Origin of the sequence: Castellaniella sp., from assembly GCF_049671645.1 — a bacterium.
In the GTDB taxonomy this organism is placed as follows: domain Bacteria; phylum Pseudomonadota; class Gammaproteobacteria; order Burkholderiales; family Burkholderiaceae_B; genus Castellaniella.
Genome location: NZ_JBATVG010000011.1, coordinates 14,737 through 32,005, shown reverse-complemented (window position 1 = coordinate 32,005; position 17,269 = coordinate 14,737). Strand labels below are relative to the sequence as shown.

Below are 17,269 nucleotides of genomic sequence, written 5' to 3'. Positions count from 1 at the left end.
CCAATCGGGAGCCTAGGTCCGCCCTTGCGAGGCGGACGATTCAGACCAAGGCCCGGGCCGGCAGGCCGCACGCCGTGCGCAAAGCCTGCCAATGGCTCGCATGCCGCAGCCTCAGGCGCATATCCGCGCCCAACTGTACCGCATCCAGGTATTCGAAGCGGAAGGCCTGATCCAGCGACGGAACGGGCGCCGGCAAAGCCGCCAGGCCCTGGCCGGCTCCGACAATGCTGGGGGCGACATACGCCACCCATTCGTCCACGTGCCCGCCCGCCACCAGAGCGCCCTGCAAGCGGGCGCCGGCCTCGACATGGACTTCGTTGACCTCGTGATCGCCCAGCCAGCGCAGCAAGGCATTCAAGTCCAGGGCGCCATTGTCGCCCAACGGCAGCACGATGACACGCACGTTGCGCCCGGCCAGCCGGGCGGCCTTTCCGGCGTCGGCCCGGGCGGTGAAGATCCAGACGGGGTCGCCATTGAACAGACGGGCTTGTTCCGAGATGATGAATTGCGTATCGAGCACCGCCCGGATGGGCTGGCGGGTCGTCGGCACCGCCCGGACATCCAGCAGTGGATTGTCCGTCAGGACCGTGCCGATGCCGGTCAGCACCACGCAAGCCCGGGCGCGCCAGCCATGCCCGTCGGCGCGCGCCGCATCGCCCGTGATCCACTGGGAGCGGCCATCCGGCAGCGCGGTATGACCATCAAAAGATGCAGCGGATTTCAGCCACAACCAAGGCGTGCCGCGCGTCATGCGGGCGCAGAAACCGGGGTTTTGCGCCAGGGCATCGTCGGCCAGCAGGCCGGCATCCACCGTCAGGCCAGCGGCTCGCAGACGTTCGATCCCTCGTCCCGCCACCTGGGGATTGGGGTCCTGCAAGGCGACCACCACGCGGCGGACGCCGGCGGCAATCAACGCATCCGCGCAGGGCGGCGTGCGCCCCTGATGGCTGCAGGGTTCCAGGGTGACATAGGCCGTCGCCCCCCGGACGTCCAGTTGCTGCTGCTCCGCGACCCACAGGGCCTGGGCCTCGGCATGCCGCCCGCCCGCTTCCTGGGTATTGCCTTCCGCCAGCCAGCGGCCATCGCGCACCAGCACGCAGCCGACCCGCGGATTCGGATTGCTGAGATACAGGGACTGTTCGGCTACCGCCAGCGCCCGCCGCATCCAGCGGTGATCTTCCGTCAATTGCGACGCCGTGTCAGGACTGCTCATCGTCGGGCGCCCGGAATTCATCGATGGTGTGCACAAATTCGCGAATGTCCTCGAAACTACGGTAGACGGATGCGAAACGGACATACGCCACCTGGTCGAGCTGGCGCAGTTCGGCCATGACCAGCTCGCCCACATGGCCGGAGGAGACTTCGCGCTTGCCGCTGGTCAGCAGGCGTTCCTGGATGCGGACCACCGCGGCATCCAGCGCCGAGGCGCTGACGGGGCGCTTGCGCAACGCCAGCGCCATGCTGGAGCGCAGCTTGGAGGGGTTGAAATCCGTCCGGGTGCCATTGCGCTTGACGACCGCGGGCATCATCAGATCGACCCGCTCGTAGGTCGTGAAGCGCCGATCACACGCAGTGCACCGGCGACGCCGACGGATCGTGTCGCCTTCCTCGGAGACCCGTGAATCCACGACCTGCGTATCGGCACAGTTGCAGAACGGACACTTCATCGGCCTATCGGGCGCCCGAGGGCGCCCGCCTCCGGATTAGCGATAGACAGGCAGGCGCGCCGTCAGGGCATTGACCTGGTCTCGCACGCGGGCAACGTTGTCGGCGTCGTTGGGATTGTCCAGCACGTCGGCGATCAGATTGCCCGTGAGTTCGGCCTCGGCTTCCTTGAAGCCGCGCGTGGTCATGGCCGGCGTCCCCAGACGGATGCCGCTGGTGACGAAGGGTTTTTCCGGGTCGTTGGGAATGGCGTTCTTGTTGACGGTGATGTGAGCCTGGCCCAGGACCGCTTCGGCAGCCTTGCCCGTGATGCCCTTGGCGCGCAGATCGACCAGCATCAGATGGCTTTCGGTGCGGCCCGAGACGATGCGCAGTCCGCGTTTGACCAGCGTATCGGCCAGGACGCGGGCATTGGCAGCCACCTGGGCGGCATAGGCCTTGAATTCGGGCTGCAGGGCCTCGCCGAACGCGACGGCCTTGGCGGCGATGACGTGCATCAGCGGCCCGCCCTGGATGCCCGGGAAGATGGCCGAATTGACGGCTTTTTCGAATTCGGCTTTCATCATGATCACGCCGCCGCGCGGCCCGCGCAGGGATTTGTGCGTAGTTGTGGTGACGAAATCGGCATGCGGCACCGGGTTGGGGTACTCGCCGCCGGCGACCAGGCCGGCGTAATGGGCGATGTCCACCATGAACAAGGCGCCGTTGTCGTGCGCGATGCGAGCCATGCGCTCGAAATCGATGCGCAGGGAATACGCCGAGGCCCCCCCCACGATCAGCTTCGGCTTCAGCGTGCGGGTGAGCTCTTCGAGTTTGTCGTAGTCCAGGACTTCGTTGGCGTCCAGGCCATAGGAATGGAAATCGTACAGTTTGCCCGACGCGTTGACGGGGGACCCGTGGGTCAGGTGGCCGCCTTCAGCCAGGCTCATGCCCAGCACCGTGTCGCCAGGCTTCAGGACCGCCATGTAGACGCCCTGGTTGGCCTGGGAACCCGAATTGGGCTGCACGTTGGCGGCTTGCGCGCCGAAGATTTCCTTGACGCGATCGATCGCCAGCTGTTCGACGATATCCACGTATTCGCAGCCGCCGTAGTAACGTTTGCCGGGATAGCCTTCCGCGTATTTGTTCGTCAGTTGCGTGCCCTGGGCCTGCATGACAGCCGGGCTGGTATAGTTTTCAGACGCAATGAGCTCGATGTGCTGTTCCTGGCGAACGTTTTCCTGCTGGATGGCGGCCCAGATGGCGGGATCGGCCTTGTCAAGGGTACGGGTGCGGTCAAACATGAATGATCCTGAAGACGATGGAAAGGAAATCAAGGCGCCACGGGGGCGATCAAGCAAATCAAATCATTCTAGCGCGAAGCATCCGGTCACAAGGCATGCAGGCGCGGATTCAGCGTATAGGTGCCGGTGATCGACGCCTTGGCCAACACATGTCCCTGCATGGCCGCCAACACCTGCGCACCGGTAAATCGCCCGGAAACGTCCAGCTCAGCCACATCCAGCGCATACACGGTCACGACATAGCGATGGACGAGCGCATCGTTCCATGGCGGACACGGCCCGTCATAGCCGAAATAATCGCCGTTCATGTCGCGGTCCGCCGCAAACCAGTTGGTGTAGTCGTTCAGGCCCTGGCGGGTGCCATCCAGGGCCAACGGGCCGGCCTTGCCGCGCGGCGTGATGCCGCTGGCGTAACTGCCCTCGGCCAGGCTGCGGACCTCGGCCCCGACATCCACCAGCACCCAGTGATAGAAATCACAGCGCGGCAGATCCGCAGGCACTTCACGTCCTACCTGGTTCACGTCGTCGGGTTTGCTGGGCACGTCGGGATCGACGCACAGCACGGCGAAGGACCGGACGCCGTCGGGGACCTCCGACCAGGCCAGGTGCGGGCTGTTGTTGCCGGCCAGGGCCACATGAGTTTGCGGATCGACGCGCGCGAAGGCGTTGCGTTCCGGAATGATCCCTTGATCGGGGAAAGATTCACTGTGCAGCTTCATGGAGCCTCCGGGAAACAGGCCTAGGTCAGGGTGACCCGGGCGAATTTACGCTTGCCGACCTGCATGACATACGTGCCGGCCGGCAGTTGCAAGGACTTGTCTTCGATGCGATCACCGTCGACGCGCACGCCGCCCTGTTCGATATTACGCTGAGCCTCGGAGGCGGAAGCCGCCAGGCCCGATTCCCGCAACACTTTCAGGATACCCATGGGGGCCGCCCCGGCAGTGACTTCCGGCAGGTTTTCGGGGATGGCGCCATCCCGGAACTGGGCATTGAAATGATCCAGCGCCCGGGCGCCATGGCCCGCGCCATGAAACCGATCGACGACTTCCTGCGCCAGCAGGACCTTGGCGTCGCGCGGATTGCGACCGCCGGTGACCTCCGCCTGCAAGGCGGCGATGTCGTCCAGCGAACGAAACGACAGCAATTCGAAATAGCGCCACATCAGGGTGTCGGAGATCGACATCAGCTTGCCGAACATGGAATCGGGGGATTCGGTGATGCCGATATAGTTGCCCTTGGATTTGGACATCTTTTCAACGCCGTCGGTGCCTTCCAGCAACGGCATGGTCAGCACGCACTGCGGCTCCTGGCCATATTCCTTCTGCAATTCGCGGCCCACCAGCAGATTGAACTTCTGATCCGTGCCGCCCAATTCCAGATCGGCCTTCAGCGCCACGGAATCGTAGCCCTGCAACAGCGGGTACAGGAATTCATGCACCGAGATCGGCACCCCGCCCTTGAACCGGCGCGTGAAATCGTCGCGCTCCATCATGCGGGCCACGGTATAGCGCGAGGCCAGCTGGATCAGTCCGCGCGAACCCAGCGGGTCGCACCATTCGGAGTTGTAGCGAATTTCCGTGCGGTCCGGATCCAGCACCAGGCTGGCCTGGGCATAATAGGTCTTGGCGTTTTCACGGATCTGTTCGGGCGTCAGCGGCGGACGGGTGGCATTGCGCCCGCTGGGGTCGCCGATCTGCGCCGTGAAGTCGCCGATCAGGAAGATGACCGTATGCCCAAGGTCCTGCAGCTGGCGCATTTTATTCAGGACCACCGTATGCCCCAGGTGGATGTCCGGCGCCGTGGGGTCCAGCCCCAGTTTGATGCGCAACGGCGTGCCGGTCGCATGGCTGCGAGCCAGTTTTACGGCGAATTCAGAGGCGACGAGCAATTCATCGCAGCCCCGCTGGGCCACGCGCAGATCATGGGCAATCTGGGGGTCGTCGGAGGCAATGGGGGACGGCATGGTAACTGATCTATCAGAAAAATTGAAAAAAGGCTCGAAAAAACGGAACTAATGCGCTAGCATAACGTGCCATCGCAGCTTCTGTACAACACATTCGACGCCCGAGCAGACGGCGGAGCCTCATATTAGCAGAGCCCCCGTTGCAGGTGATTTGTCGGCAGGCCCGCTGTCGCGCATTCCGATGCGTCGCGCCTGCCAGACTCGACACCCCGGCCCGGCCGCATCCGAACCGACTGAATCCATCACCGCCCATGATGCCTGACGCCCACCAGACACAACGCCACCGCCATATCACTCGCAGTCTGCTCTTTGCCGCCGGGGGCTTGTTTCTGACCGCTGCCGCATTGGCCGTCGTCAAGCCCACCGCGCCACCCGAACCGATTTTCCAGGCCCGCCAGACGCTCGACCTGCCCCCCATGGGCCACGATGCGCACAATGCCGCGCCCTATATCGCGTCCACCCGCATCCGCCGAGGCGATACGGTCTCCGACCTGCTGCACCGGCTGGGTGTCAGCGAAGACGGCCTGCTCACCTTCCTGACCCACGAGGAAAGCGCCCGATCCATCTATAAGCTCTACCCAGGCCGCACCGTCCAGGCCGCCCTGGACGATCAGGGCAATATGGTCTGGCTGCGCTACGCCCACACCCCCGGCAGCAGCGCCAAATCCGGCATTGAATCCGCCTGGCTGGAAATCCGTCCCGACGGGCACGGAAATTTCACCGCGCGCGAACGCACCGTGGCCGCAGTCCAGGAAACCCGGGTAGCCGAAGGCGAAATCAGCAGTTCTCTGTTCGGCGCGGCCGACCAGGCTCAACTGCCGGACGCCATCACCCTGGAAATGGTGGACATCCTGGGCAGCCGCATCGACTTCCTGAAAGATCTGCGCAAGGGCGACCGCTTCCGGATCGTCTACGACGCCTATATGCACGATGGCGAGGAAGTCGGCGCCGGCCGCATCCGCGCCCTGGAATTCATCAACAAGGGCAAGACCTATAGCGCAGTCTGGTTCCAGGGCGCCCAGGGCCAGGGCAGCTACTACGATTTTTCCGGCGCCAGCCTGAAAGGCGCCTTCCTGCGCACGGCCATCAAATTCACCCGGATCAGCTCGCGCTTCGGCATGCGCATGCACCCCATCCATAAAAAATGGACCGGCCACAAGGGCGTGGATTACGCGGCGCCGTCCGGCACGCCGATCCATGCGACCGCGGATGGCACGGTGGAATTCATCGGCCAGCAAAACGGCTACGGCAATGTCATCATCCTGAAGAACTTCGGCAAGTATTCCACCCTGTACGCCCACCAGAGCCGCTTTGCCAAGGGCCTGAAAAAGGGCGCCCATGTCCAGCAGGGCGATCTGATCGGCTACGTCGGCCAGACCGGCTGGGCCACCGGCCCGCACCTGCACTACGAATTCCGCATCAACAACCAGCCGGTGGACCCCCTGGCCGTCGACCTGCCGGTGGCCCGCCCGCTGGACGGCGCTGACCAGAAGGCCTTCCAGACGCTGGTGGCGCGCTACCAGCCGCAGATGAACATGCTGGCTCGCCTGCAGGACAGCCGCATCCAGATCGCCGCCCGCTGATCCACCGACGGCCCCTGCCTTCGCGGGGACTGCCGACCTTTCCCTGTTTGCAACCCCCCGGTGCCATGCCCAGCAGCTATTTCATCGGCCTGATGTCGGGCACCAGCACGGACGGCGTCGACGGCGTGCTGGCGCAATTGCCTGACAACCGTCCGATCGATTCCGGACTGCGACTGCGGCAAGATCCCGCCGGCCCGCTGGACGTTACAGCCTCCGCGCAGGCCATCACCGTGCTGGCCAGCGCCAGCTTGCCCCTGCCCGCCGCCTTGCGCCAGGAGCTGCTGGCGCTGAACTCGACGGGCCCCGACGAACTGGCCCGCGCCGCCCTGGCGGCCAATACGCTGGCTGACTGCTATGCCAACGCGGTGGCGGCGCTGCTGAAGCAATCCGGCCTGCAGGCCGCCGACATCCGCGCTATCGGAGCCCACGGCCAGACCGTACGGCATGCGCCGGAATCCGGCTATACCCTGCAGATCAATGCCCCGGCACGGCTGGCCGAATACACCGGGATCGCCGTGGTGGCGGATTTCCGCAGCCGCGACGTGGCGGCCGGCGGCCAAGGCGCCCCGCTGGTGCCCGCCTTTCACGCAGCCTTATTCGGCAGCGGCGCAGGCCGCGTGGTGCTCAACCTGGGCGGCATCGCCAACGTCACCTTGCTGGACGATCCCATCCAGGGCTTCGACACGGGCCCGGCCAATATGCTGATGGATGCCTGGATCCAGCGACACCAGGGACAGGCTTACGACCGCAACGGCGCCTGGGCGGCGCAGGGCCGCTGTCATACCGGTCTGCTGGCCGCCCTGCTCGCGGAACCCTGGCTGGCCTTGCCGCCGCCAAAATCCACGGGCCGCGACCTGTTCAACCTGGCCTGGCTGCAGGCGCGACTGGACACCCTGTCCGAGCGTCCGACCCCGGTGGACGTGCAGGCGACGCTGCTGCGATTTTCAGTGGAAACCATTGCCCAGGCTGTGCGTCGGCACGCCTCCGGCGTCCGCGCGATCCTGGCCTGTGGCGGCGGGGCGCTGAATCCGGTGTTCATGCAGGCGCTATCCCAAGCGCTGCCCTGCCCGCTGGGCACGACCGCCGACCATGGCGTTCCGGTGCAATCGGTGGAGGCACTGGCCTTTGCCTGGCTGGCGCAGGCCCACGTTCTGGGTCTGCCGGCCTGTCTGCCTGCCGTTACAGGCGCCCGCCACGCCACGATCGCGGGCTGCCTGTACCCGGCCTGATCACGGCGCGAACGACGATCCGCAACCGCAAGTAGTGTTGGCGTTGGGGTTGCGGATGACGAATTGCGCACCTTCCAGGTCGTCTTTGTAGTCGATTTCCGAGCCGACCAGATACTGGAAGCTCATGGCGTCGACCAGCAACTGCACGCCGTCGCGCTCGATGGTGGTGTCGTCTTCGGCCACGTCTTCATCGAACGTGAAGCCATACTGAAAGCCGGAACACCCGCCCCCCTGGACGAAGACCCGCAGCTTGAGCGCGGCGTTGCCTTCCTCGGTCAGCAGTTCCCGGACCTTGGCGGCGGCCGCATCGGTAAACACCAAGGGGCTGGGTGGAATGTCGAGGTCTGCGTGTTCGATAGTGGTCATGGTTGAGGCTCCTGCGCAGGGGTCGCTGCGCGGTTCAAAGCAGCATCCTGGGTGGCGCGGATCGTGTCGCCTTCCAGGATTTCCAGGCGCACCGACTGGATGTCCATGCCGGCGGGAATCTGAAGGATACCCGTGCTGCGCTGAAATTGATCAAACACCAGCGCCAGCGGATCAACCGCGCCCGGTGTTGCATCGGTCTCGCCGGCCTGATCCGAGGCCGACGGTGGATTCAAGTCCATTTTAACGGCTTTACCCTGCACATGGCCCTGAGCCACAAAACGCATGCGGCCTTTGAAGGGATCGGCGCCGGGAACCGCATTGCGGGTCAGCAGCACCCGGTAGCGCAGGAAATCGGCATCCGCCTGAATATCGAACGCCCGAACAGTCAAGGCGCCGGCAGGCCCCGGCGGAATGAGCTGTTCATAAAAGGCCAATTGGTCGCGCACATGCCCCAGTTGCTGCTGCAGGTCGGTGAGTTTTTCCTGCAGCACCCGCTGGGTGCCGACCTGAACATCCGCCTGACTGTGGGCCGCCGCCAGATCGGTCTGCGCCTGGGTCAGTTCCGCCTGCTGGGCGGCAACCCGCCCCTGCAAGTCCTGGATGCGTTGCTGGTCACCCGCATGCATGCCCAGATGCATGGCGGCAGCCCCAGCCAGGAAGGCCAGCGCCAGGAACAGTCCCAGCGTCAGCGTGCGGACCATCCAGCGCCGGAAGCTGCCTGTTTGTATGTCGTCGCGCGCCATGGAAGGCCCCCGTCAGGGCAGCACCGCCACCTGCTGCAGGCCGGTGGTTTCAGGAAAATCGAACATCAGGTTCATGTTCTGCACGGCCTGTCCGGCCGCGCCCTTGACCAGATTGTCCTGCACGACCAGCACGACCAGCGTATCCCCGTCCGCCGGACGGTGGACCGCGATGCGCAGCATGTTGGACGCCCGCACCGAACGCGTCTGCGGCAGGCTGCCGGCCGGCATGACATCGACGAAGGGCTCATCCGCATAGCGTTTTTCGTACAGGGCCTGGAAATCCGTGTCCAGGGCATCCGGCAGGATGCGCAGATACAAGGTGGAAAACATGCCCCGGATCATCGGCACCAGATGCGGGACGAAAGTCAGGCCCACGGGATGTCCCGCGATGCGGGTCAGGCATTCGGCGATTTCGGGATGATGCCGGTGGCCGGCCACCCCATAAGCGGCGAAATTGTCGGACGCTTCGGAGAACAAGGACCCGACCTGGGTCTTGCGCCCGGCGCCGGACACGCCGGATTTCGAGTCGGCGATGATGTGCGCGGTATCCACCAGAGGCTGCCCCGCCTGCAGCAGGGGTGCGAGCCCCAGCAATACCGTGGTCGGATAGCAGCCGGGGTTGCCGACCACCCGCGCCTGGCGGATGCGGTCGCGGTCCAGTTCGGGCAAGCCGTAGACGGCATCGCGGAGCACCGTCGGGCAGCTGTGCGGCATTTTGTACCAGCGCTGGAAGGCATCGATGTCCTGCAGGCGAAAATCGGCCGCCAGATCGATCACCCGCACGTCGTGTTCCAGCAAGCCGGGCGCCTGTTCCATGGCAACGCCATGCGGCGTGGCGAAAAACACGACGTCGCACTGATCCAGCGCGGCGTCTTCAGGAGTCTGAAAACGCAGATCGACATGGCCTCGCAGATTGGGAAACATGTCGGCCACCGGCATGCCGGATTCCTTGCGCGAGGTGATGGCGTGCAACTGCACATTCGGGTGCTGCGACAACAGACGCAGCAGTTCGACACCTGTGTAGCCGGTGCCGCCGACGATGCCGGCCTTGATGCGTGATGCGGTGATCATGATGATGAATCCTGTCTGATAAGCATGGCCCGCCGCGGCGGAACCGGAACATTCCAAGATTATGGCACGGGCCGCGTCCGACCCAGGCTGCAAAAAGTCACAGGAAGCGCGGTCTTCGCCCGGCCCACCCTGGACAAAGGCCGCGCCCGCGCCGGATGCAGAAGCGAAAAACCCCGGCACAGGCCGGGGTTTTTCGCTTCGCGCCGGGTGGCGAACCACCCGGAACAGGATCAGCGCTTGCTGAACTGTTTGCGACGACGGGCCTTGTGGAAGCCGACTTTCTTACGTTCGACTTCACGAGCATCGCGCGTGACGAAGCCGGCCTGCTTGAGCGGCGACTTCAGCGTTTCGTCGTATTCGATCAGGGCGCGCGTGATACCGTGACGCACCGCGCCGGCCTGGCCGGATTCACCGCCGCCGTGGACGTTGACGTGGAAGTCGAACGATTCCAGGTGGTTGGTCAGTTCCAGCGGCTGACGCACGACCATGCGGCCGGTTTCACGTGCGAAGTACTCGTCGACGGGGCGGCCGTTGACGATGATCTTGCCCGTGCCTTTTTTCAGAAACACCCGAGCCACCGAAGTTTTGCGGCGGCCAGTGCCGTAATTCCAATTACCGATCATGATGGCCTATCCTCAAATATCCAGGGTTTGCGGCTGCTGCGCGGTATGCGGGTGCTCGGCACCGGCATAGACCTTGAGCTTTTTCGCCATGGCGTAACCCAACGGCCCCTTGGGCAGCATGCCTTTGACGGCTTTCTGCAGGGCGCGGCCCGGAAAACGCTGCTGCATTTTCTGGAAGTTGGTTTCCGTGATCCCGCCCGGATAGGTGGAGTGACGGTAGTAGCGTTTGTCCTGCGCTTTCGCGCCGGTCACGACGATATCGGCGGCGTTGACGACGACGATGTAATCGCCCGTATCAACGTGCGGCGTGAATTCGGGTTTGTGCTTGCCACGCAGACGGCGTGCGACTTCGCTGGCCACACGGCCGAGGACCTTGCCCTTGGCGTCGATCACAAACCAGTCACGCTTGACTTCATGCGGCTTGGCCACAAAGGTCTTCATGATGGTGTTCCTGATGAAATGAATGAAATATTTCCGCCGGACTTTTAACCATATCCATCAAGGCCTTATGTAGCAGCCACCCCGAAAAATCGACGGCGAACCGAACGGCCCGTACAGATATGATCCGAAACGGAAATCCTACCATTGTACACAGTGGGGCAAATGGAAACAAATGCCCCCATGCAAACGTCTCTTTCCAGGGCCATGCAGGCGCTCTTTGCTACATGCCCAGCCGCTCGGCGAACCGCACCAGGTCGGCCAGGGATTGCGCCTGCATTTTCCGCATGGCGCTTCCCCGACGGACCTTGACGGTGATTTCACTGAGATCGAGCTGATAGGCGATCTGCTTGTTCATCAGCCCTTGCACGACCAGGCGCGCGACCTCGCGTTCGCCCTCGCTCAGCGAGCGCCAGCGATCCTGCAACTCGACCGTGGCCGCATCGCGCCGGCGGCGGTCCCGATCCTGTTCGATACCGTGCTGTATGGCGTCCAGCAGATCCTGATCGCGGAACGGCTTGCTGAGGAATTCGATCGCTCCGGCCTTCATGGCCTGGACGCTCATGGCGATATCGCCGTGCCCCGTCATGAAAATGACCGGCAGGCACAGACCGATATCCCGCATCTGCCGATGGAAATCCATACCGCTTTGCTCGGGCATGCGAACATCCAGCACCAGGCAACCCGGCGCATCCTGGACGGGTTGCGCCAGAAAGTCGCGCGTCGAGGCGAACGCCCGTACAGCCAGGCCCACGGACGCCAGCAGATCTTCCAGCGCGGCGCGCATGGAACTGTCGTCATCGATGACATAGACGATGGGCGATGCGGTGGCGCCGGATTGCGTATCCATATTCATCATGTCGACTCTCCGGGTGCGACGGGCACGCTGAACTGGAACATCGCTCCGCCCGGATGATTCGGCTGCGCCCAGATCCGGCCGCCATTGGCCTCGATGATGGCGCGGCTGATGCTGAGTCCGACACCGACCCCCTGTTCCTTGGTCGTCCAGAACGCGTCGAACACGTGTTCATGCATACCGCTCGCGATCCCCGCGCCGGAGTCCGCGACGGAACCCACAAGAGCGCCATCTTCGAGCCTCGACGCGATCTGCAGGGTGCGGGCATGGGCCGGCGCCGCCGCCATGGCCTCGATGGCATTGAGCACCAGATTGGCCACGACCTGCTGGATCTGGATGCGATCCGCCCATGCGCAGGGCAGATCCGCCGGGAAGCGGGTCGTCAGGCGGATGCCGTTGCGGTCTATTTCGGCCTGGGACAGGGCGATGATTTCCAGGAGCGCCGCATTGAATCCGAAAGCGCCCCTCTGAGGCGGCTCTCCTCTGGTGAGGCTGCGCACACGGGCGATGATACTGCTTGCGCGACCCGCATCAGCCAATATCCGTTCAAGCGCCTGGCGCGCTTTGTCGACGTTGGGCGGCTGCTGGGCCAGCCAGCGCTGGCAGGCATTCCCGCTCGTCACAATCGCGGCAAGCGGCTGATTGACCTCATGCGCGATGGACGTGGTCAGCCCCTCGAGGCTCTGGACACGCGCGATGCGCATCAATTGCGCTTGCGCCTCGTGCGCGGCCTCCCTGGCGGACGCCATCTTCAATACCAGGTAGGCGGTGATGATGATGGCGGCAATGCTGATGCTCATGTTGATCAGGCCGGCCTCGTGGGCGCCATGCGGCGTCAGCCCGAAACTGACCACGGTCATGCCGATGCACAGCGCGCAGAGCACGATCAAGGCGCGGCGGCCGAGCGCGCGCGATGCCGTCAAGATGACGGCGGTATAGAACACCGCGGCGGCAACTTCCAGGCTCGTGGTCGTGTCCGCCACGAAAATGGCCGCCATCGCCACGGCGATGAGGACCAGCGTCAAGACGGATTGCGCCCGGGGATGATTAGGCATGCGAGCCGCCCATGCGAAAAAGTTATTCAAATCAGCGTCTGGAAAGAGGCCGGAGGTCCGGCCCCTTCAAACGAATAGGCTAACAGACATTTTCGATCATGGATGCGCCACTGCCCCTTGCGGAATTCCCGCAGCACGGGCCTGACTGCGCGATCATTGCCAGCCGAACTTGCGGATGTAGATCGTCTTCATGGCCGTCGTCAGGGCGGCATACCCCATCAAGATGACGACCAGCCAAGGGAAGTAGCCCAGAGGCAATGCCTGCAGATTGAAGGAGTCCGCCAGCGGACTCATCGGCAATACGACTCCGATGGACATGATGAGCACCGTCATGGCCATCAGCGGCCAGGCCGCCCGGCTCTGGATGAACGGCAGCTTGGGCGTGCGTATCATATGCACGATCAAGGTCTGGGTCAGCAGGCCCACGACGAACCAGCCCGACTGGAACAACGACTGATCCGCCACGGTGTTGGCCGAAAACACGAACCACATCAGCGCATAGGTCATGATGTCGAACACCGAACTGATCGGCCCGAAGAACAACATGAAGCGGCCGATGTCGCCCGGGTTCCAGCGCAGCGGCTTTTCCACCAGTTCCTTGTCGACGTTATCGAAGGGAATGGCGATCTGCGAGATGTCGTACAGCAGGTTTTGCACCAGCAGCTGCAGCGGCAGCATGGGGAGGAACGGCAGGAACGCGCTGCCCACCAATACCGAGAACACATTGCCGAAGTTGGAACTCGCGGTCATGCGGATGTACTTGAGCATATTGCTGAAGGTCTTGCGACCTTCGATCACGCCCTTTTCCAGAACCATCAGGCTCTTTTCCAGCAGAATGATATCGGCGGCTTCCTTGGCGATGTCGACCCCCGAATCCACGGAGATCCCGATATCGGCCGCCCGCAAGGCAGGCGCATCGTTGATGCCGTCACCCATGAAACCGACCACGTGCCCGTTGCCTCGCAGGGCGCGCACGATGCGCTCCTTGTCCCGCGGCGTCAAACGGGCAAACACCTGGTGGAACTCGACCGCCTCGGACAAAACGGCATCGTTCATCCGCTCGACCTGCGGCCCCAGCAGCAGGCCGTCGTGCGCCAACCCGACCCGCCCGCATACGTGCGCGGCAATGAGTTCGCTGTCGCCCGTCAGCACCTTGACCCGCACGCCGTGCTCCGCCAGCGCGCGCAGCGCCGGCGCCGTGGACTCCTTGGGGGGATCCAGGAACGCGATGTAGCCGACCAGAGTCAAGCCGGTTTCGTCCGCCACCGAATACGCCGTCTGCGACGCCGGCAATTCCTTCATCGCCACGGCGACGACCCGCAAGCCCTGCTGGTTCAGATCACGCGTGACCTCGTGGACCTGCGCCAGCAAGGCCTCGTCCAGAGGCGCCTGGCGGCCCCCGCCCTGCCCGGCCTCGATACGGATCGAATCGCAGACCGAGAGCACCTCTTCGACCGCCCCCTTGCAGATCAGCTCATGGTGGGTTTCGCGCTCGGAGACCACGACCGACATGCGCCGGCGCTCGAAGTCGAACGGAATTTCATCGACCTTCCGATAGTCCTGCGCGACCCGCAGTTCCCGGTTCAATTCCACGTGCTCGAGCACGGCATGATCCAGCAGGTTCTTCAAACCCGTCTGGTAGTAACTGTTGAGGTAGGCATGACGCAGCACATCATCGGACGGCGTGCCGAACGCATCGGTATGCCGCTCCAAGGCGATCCTGTCCTGCGTGAGCGTGCCGGTCTTGTCAGTGCACAGCACATCCATGGCGCCGAAATTCTGGATCGCATCCAGGCGTTTGACGATGACTTTCTTGCGGGACATGACGACCGCCCCTTTGGCCAGGGTGGACGTCACGATCATCGGCAGCATTTCGGGCGTCAGCCCGACGGCCACCGACAAGGCGAACAGGGATGCCTCCACCCAGTCGCCCTTGGTGAAACCGTTGATCAGCAGTACGACCGGCACCATGGCCAGCGCGAAGCGGATGAGCAGCCAGCTCACGCTGTTCACGCCGGCCTGGAAGGCGGTCGGCGTGCGATCCGCCGCCGTGACGCGCGAGGACAAGGCCCCGAAATAACTGCGATTGCCGGTGGCGATGACCAGTGCCGTCGCCGAGCCGGAGATCACATTGGTCCCCATGAAGACGAGATTGGGCGCCTCGAAGACTGTCTCGAACGGCTGGGCGATTCCGACGAATTTCTCGACCGGCAAAGACTCCCCCGTCATCGCCGCCTGGGAAACGAACAAGTCCTTGGCCGCCAACAGACGGCAATCCGCGGGGATCATGTCGCCTGCGGAAAGCACGACATGGTCGCCGGGCACGAGATCGCGAATCGGCAACTCGGCCAGTGCGCGCGCCCGGCCCCCCTGGACGCGGCTGCGAAACCCGGACTCATCCGGCCCGGCCGCCGACTCATCGGGCGCCGGACGTCGAATCACCGTGGCGGTATTGCTCACCATGGCCTTCAGGTGCTCGGCCGCACGGCTGGAGCGGCCTTCCTGCACGAAGCGGATCACGGTGCTCAACATCACCATCATGCCGATCACGACCGTGGCTTCCATATCGCCCGTCAGGAAGGAAACGCCAGCCAGCAGGGACAGCAGCAGATTGAACGGATTCTTGTAGCAGTACCACAGATGCAATTGCCAGGGCAGAGGCTTCTCATGCTCCACCTCGTTCGGCCCGAAGCGGCTGCGGCGCTCGTCGGCCTCGGCGTTGGTCAGGCCCATTTCATGGGACGACATGCGGGCAAGCGCAGCCGTCACGTCATCGGACGCGATGCGCTGCATGTCGCGAGACACGCGGCCGGACGCGGCCTGCTCATCGTCCGGCCCGGTCCTGCTCAGGGTTTCAAGAAGCGCCTGCCGCCTGAAATGGCGGTTCGCATGGCGGCGGTTGAGAAATCCGCTGAAGAGATTCTTCAGCACACGATCGATGAAGCTCATGGAGCGGCCTCCGACTCGGGTCATACTTTTGATTCGGCCACCGGCACACGTACTGGGGCTGCGAGCGGGTTCTCATGGAAAGAATCCGGGCAATCACATACGTCGACCATGACGCATGAATCATGCGGATCGCATTTTCACATCCACGATGAAGCCTGACCAGAAGACATTGGGATCGAGGCCGTCCACCTATGTACAGGGCGGATATACCTTCGTATATTTCCGCCGATTTCCCACAAGAAAAACACCCCGGGGGTCGGATCGATGTCCAACCCCCGGGGTGCGGGTCTTGCAGCGGGCCCCAAGGGCCCGAGAACCGGGTTTACTTCTTCTGACGGGCCAGAGCGGCGCCCAGATAGTTGTCGAAAGAGCCTTCGGCCACACGGAACCAGGGCACCACGTTATCGCGGAACGACATGTAGCTGTCGAAGATCTTCTTGAAGCCGGGGTTCTTGTCGCAGAATTCCTTGTAGACCTCGGCGGAAGCCTTGAAGGACGCGTCCATGACTTCGCGCGGGAAGCTCTTCAGGACGGCCCCCCCTGCGATCAGGCGACGCAAGGCGTCCGGATTGTTGTTGTCATAGTATTCGACCAGATGGTTGGCCGCCGCGCGCGAAGCCACATCGACCACCGCCTGGTAAGGCTTGGGCAGTTCGGCATAGGCCTTGTCGTTGACGTACAGCGACACCTGGGCGGAACCTTCCCACCAGCCCGGGTAGTAATAGTATTTGGCGACCTTCTGGAAGCCCAGCTTTTCGTCATCCACCGGCCCGACGAATTCGACGGCATCCAGGGCGCCCTTTTCCAGGGCGGGATAAATGTCGCCCGTGGCGATCTGCTGCGGGACCACGCCCATGCGCGACAGGACTTCGCCCGCAAAACCGGCCGTGCGCATCGTCAGGCCCTTCAGATCTTCGGGGGTCTTGATTTCCTTGCGGTACCAGCCGCCCATCTGGGTGCCCGTATTGCCGAAGGGGAAGTTGATGATGCCGCGCGGCGCGAACAGTTCGCGCATCAGCTTCAGGCCACCGCCCTCTTGCATCCAGGCATTCATCTGGCGCACGTTCAGGCCGAAGGGCACCGCCGTGTCGAAGCAGAAGGAAGGGTCCTTGCCGTAGTAGTAGTAGGACGCGGTCTGGCCGCATTCCACCGTGCGGTTGCCGACGGCGTCCATCACGCCGAAGCCGGGCACCAGCTCGCCGACCGGATACAGGCGGATATTGAAATTGCCGTCGGTCAGATCCTTGACCATGCTGCAAAACAGCTGCGCCGTGGAATACAGCGCCGGGGTGGCGGGCGCGTAGGTGGACGTCATTTTCCAGTTGATCTGGGGGCTGGTCTGCGCGATAGAAGGCGCGGCCACGGCTGCCGTGCCGGCGACAGCCCCCAGCCCGGCCTTTTTCAGAAATGCACGACGCTGCATGATGAGTGATCTCCTTGGT

General features: G+C 63.7%; 16 protein-coding genes. 2 read left to right on the top strand and 14 right to left on the bottom strand.

The features are described from left to right. Positions 1-40 precede the first annotated feature (40 nt). From ribD to tyrS, 5 genes are all read right to left on the bottom strand, one after another. Positions 41-1,213: a bifunctional diaminohydroxyphosphoribosylaminopyrimidine deaminase/5-amino-6-(5-phosphoribosylamino)uracil reductase RibD gene (gene ribD / locus WBG56_RS03270; protein ID WP_424265214.1), complete on the bottom strand. Its 1,173-nt coding sequence runs from the start codon at positions 1,211-1,213 to the stop codon at positions 41-43. After that, positions 1,200-1,667 carry a transcriptional regulator NrdR gene (gene nrdR, locus WBG56_RS03265; protein WP_424265212.1) on the bottom strand — a complete coding sequence of 156 codons (468 nt, stop codon included), beginning with the start codon at positions 1,665-1,667 and terminating at the stop codon, positions 1,200-1,202. Before nrdR ends, ribD begins: the two co-directional genes overlap by 14 nt. Positions 1,668-1,703: 36 nt before the next feature. Further along, entirely contained in the window at positions 1,704-2,948 is a 1,245-nt protein-coding gene (glyA, locus tag WBG56_RS03260; protein WP_424265210.1) for a serine hydroxymethyltransferase, read from the bottom strand. Positions 2,949-3,034: 86 nt separating this feature from the next. After that, positions 3,035-3,667 (bottom strand): YbhB/YbcL family Raf kinase inhibitor-like protein, encoded by a 633-nt coding sequence (locus WBG56_RS03255; protein WP_424265208.1) that lies wholly within the window; start codon positions 3,665-3,667, stop codon positions 3,035-3,037. A gap of 20 nt (positions 3,668-3,687) precedes the next feature. Beyond that, a complete protein-coding gene (gene tyrS / locus WBG56_RS03250) occupies positions 3,688-4,914 on the bottom strand; it encodes a tyrosine--tRNA ligase (protein ID WP_424265206.1) in 1,227 nt (408 codons plus the stop codon). A gap of 251 nt (positions 4,915-5,165) precedes the next feature. On the opposite strand from tyrS, the gene WBG56_RS03245 reads away from it, so the two are divergent. Both WBG56_RS03245 and WBG56_RS03240 read left to right on the top strand, forming a co-directional pair. Beyond that, positions 5,166-6,497: a peptidoglycan DD-metalloendopeptidase family protein gene (locus tag WBG56_RS03245; protein ID WP_424265204.1), complete on the top strand. Its 1,332-nt coding sequence runs from the start codon at positions 5,166-5,168 to the stop codon at positions 6,495-6,497. A gap of 65 nt (positions 6,498-6,562) precedes the next feature. Further along, on the top strand, positions 6,563-7,726 hold the full coding sequence (locus WBG56_RS03240; RefSeq protein WP_424265202.1) for an anhydro-N-acetylmuramic acid kinase: 1,164 nt from the start codon (positions 6,563-6,565) through the stop codon (positions 7,724-7,726). Here the strand turns inward: WBG56_RS03240 and erpA are convergent, their stop codons facing one another. The 9 genes from erpA to WBG56_RS03195 form a co-directional block, all read right to left on the bottom strand. Further along, positions 7,727-8,092, bottom strand: a complete 366-nt coding sequence (gene erpA, locus WBG56_RS03235; RefSeq protein ID WP_424265200.1) for an iron-sulfur cluster insertion protein ErpA — start codon at positions 8,090-8,092, stop codon at positions 7,727-7,729. After that, the gene (locus WBG56_RS03230; RefSeq protein ID WP_424265198.1) at positions 8,089-8,835 is read right to left on the bottom strand and encodes a DUF6776 family protein; all 747 of its coding nucleotides are present in this window, start codon (positions 8,833-8,835) and stop codon (positions 8,089-8,091) included. The genes erpA and WBG56_RS03230 overlap by 4 nt, the downstream gene beginning before the upstream one ends. 12 nt (positions 8,836-8,847) lie before the next feature. Beyond that, positions 8,848-9,906 carry an N-acetyl-gamma-glutamyl-phosphate reductase gene (gene argC, locus WBG56_RS03225; RefSeq protein ID WP_424265196.1) on the bottom strand — a complete coding sequence of 353 codons (1,059 nt, stop codon included), beginning with the start codon at positions 9,904-9,906 and terminating at the stop codon, positions 8,848-8,850. A gap of 230 nt (positions 9,907-10,136) precedes the next feature. Then, positions 10,137-10,529, bottom strand: coding sequence for a 30S ribosomal protein S9 (gene rpsI, locus WBG56_RS03220; RefSeq protein ID WP_322999398.1), 393 nt, complete (start codon positions 10,527-10,529; stop codon positions 10,137-10,139). A 12-nt stretch (positions 10,530-10,541) separates the two neighbouring features. Next, positions 10,542-10,970, bottom strand: a complete 429-nt coding sequence (rplM, locus tag WBG56_RS03215; RefSeq protein ID WP_298014404.1) for a 50S ribosomal protein L13 — start codon at positions 10,968-10,970, stop codon at positions 10,542-10,544. A gap of 220 nt (positions 10,971-11,190) precedes the next feature. After that, on the bottom strand, positions 11,191-11,817 hold the full coding sequence (locus WBG56_RS03210) for a response regulator transcription factor (protein ID WP_424265355.1): 627 nt from the start codon (positions 11,815-11,817) through the stop codon (positions 11,191-11,193). A gap of 5 nt (positions 11,818-11,822) precedes the next feature. Then, complete coding sequence (locus tag WBG56_RS03205) at positions 11,823-12,878, bottom strand: sensor histidine kinase (protein WP_424265193.1); 1,056 nt, start codon at positions 12,876-12,878, stop codon at positions 11,823-11,825. A 153-nt stretch (positions 12,879-13,031) separates the two neighbouring features. After that, on the bottom strand, positions 13,032-15,827 hold the full coding sequence (gene mgtA / locus WBG56_RS03200; RefSeq protein ID WP_424265191.1) for a magnesium-translocating P-type ATPase: 2,796 nt from the start codon (positions 15,825-15,827) through the stop codon (positions 13,032-13,034). Between the two features lie 322 nt (positions 15,828-16,149). After that, a complete protein-coding gene (locus WBG56_RS03195) occupies positions 16,150-17,250 on the bottom strand; it encodes a TRAP transporter substrate-binding protein (RefSeq protein WP_424265189.1) in 1,101 nt (366 codons plus the stop codon). Between the last annotated feature and the right edge of the window lie 19 nt (positions 17,251-17,269).

What these genes read in the sequence shown, in the direction of transcription:
- ribD (WP_424265214.1), bottom strand. Translation starts at nt 1,213, where the DNA reads ATGAGCAGTCCTGACACGGCGTCGCAATTGACGGAAGATCACCGCTGG.
- nrdR (WP_424265212.1), bottom strand. Translation starts at nt 1,667, where the DNA reads ATGAAGTGTCCGTTCTGCAACTGTGCCGATACGCAGGTCGTGGATTCA.
- glyA (WP_424265210.1), bottom strand. Translation starts at nt 2,948, where the DNA reads ATGTTTGACCGCACCCGTACCCTTGACAAGGCCGATCCCGCCATCTGG.
- WBG56_RS03255 (WP_424265208.1), bottom strand. Translation starts at nt 3,667, where the DNA reads ATGAAGCTGCACAGTGAATCTTTCCCCGATCAAGGGATCATTCCGGAA.
- tyrS (WP_424265206.1), bottom strand. Translation starts at nt 4,914, where the DNA reads ATGCCGTCCCCCATTGCCTCCGACGACCCCCAGATTGCCCATGATCTG.
- WBG56_RS03245 (WP_424265204.1), top strand. Translation starts at nt 5,166, where the DNA reads ATGATGCCTGACGCCCACCAGACACAACGCCACCGCCATATCACTCGC.
- WBG56_RS03240 (WP_424265202.1), top strand. Translation starts at nt 6,563, where the DNA reads ATGCCCAGCAGCTATTTCATCGGCCTGATGTCGGGCACCAGCACGGAC.
- erpA (WP_424265200.1), bottom strand. Translation starts at nt 8,092, where the DNA reads ATGACCACTATCGAACACGCAGACCTCGACATTCCACCCAGCCCCTTG.
- WBG56_RS03230 (WP_424265198.1), bottom strand. Translation starts at nt 8,835, where the DNA reads ATGGCGCGCGACGACATACAAACAGGCAGCTTCCGGCGCTGGATGGTC.
- argC (WP_424265196.1), bottom strand. Translation starts at nt 9,906, where the DNA reads ATGATCACCGCATCACGCATCAAGGCCGGCATCGTCGGCGGCACCGGC.
- rpsI (WP_322999398.1), bottom strand. Translation starts at nt 10,529, where the DNA reads ATGATCGGTAATTGGAATTACGGCACTGGCCGCCGCAAAACTTCGGTG.
- rplM (WP_298014404.1), bottom strand. Translation starts at nt 10,970, where the DNA reads ATGAAGACCTTTGTGGCCAAGCCGCATGAAGTCAAGCGTGACTGGTTT.
- WBG56_RS03210 (WP_424265355.1), bottom strand. Translation starts at nt 11,817, where the DNA reads ATGGATACGCAATCCGGCGCCACCGCATCGCCCATCGTCTATGTCATC.
- WBG56_RS03205 (WP_424265193.1), bottom strand. Translation starts at nt 12,878, where the DNA reads ATGCCTAATCATCCCCGGGCGCAATCCGTCTTGACGCTGGTCCTCATC.
- mgtA (WP_424265191.1), bottom strand. Translation starts at nt 15,827, where the DNA reads ATGAGCTTCATCGATCGTGTGCTGAAGAATCTCTTCAGCGGATTTCTC.
- WBG56_RS03195 (WP_424265189.1), bottom strand. Translation starts at nt 17,250, where the DNA reads ATGCAGCGTCGTGCATTTCTGAAAAAGGCCGGGCTGGGGGCTGTCGCC.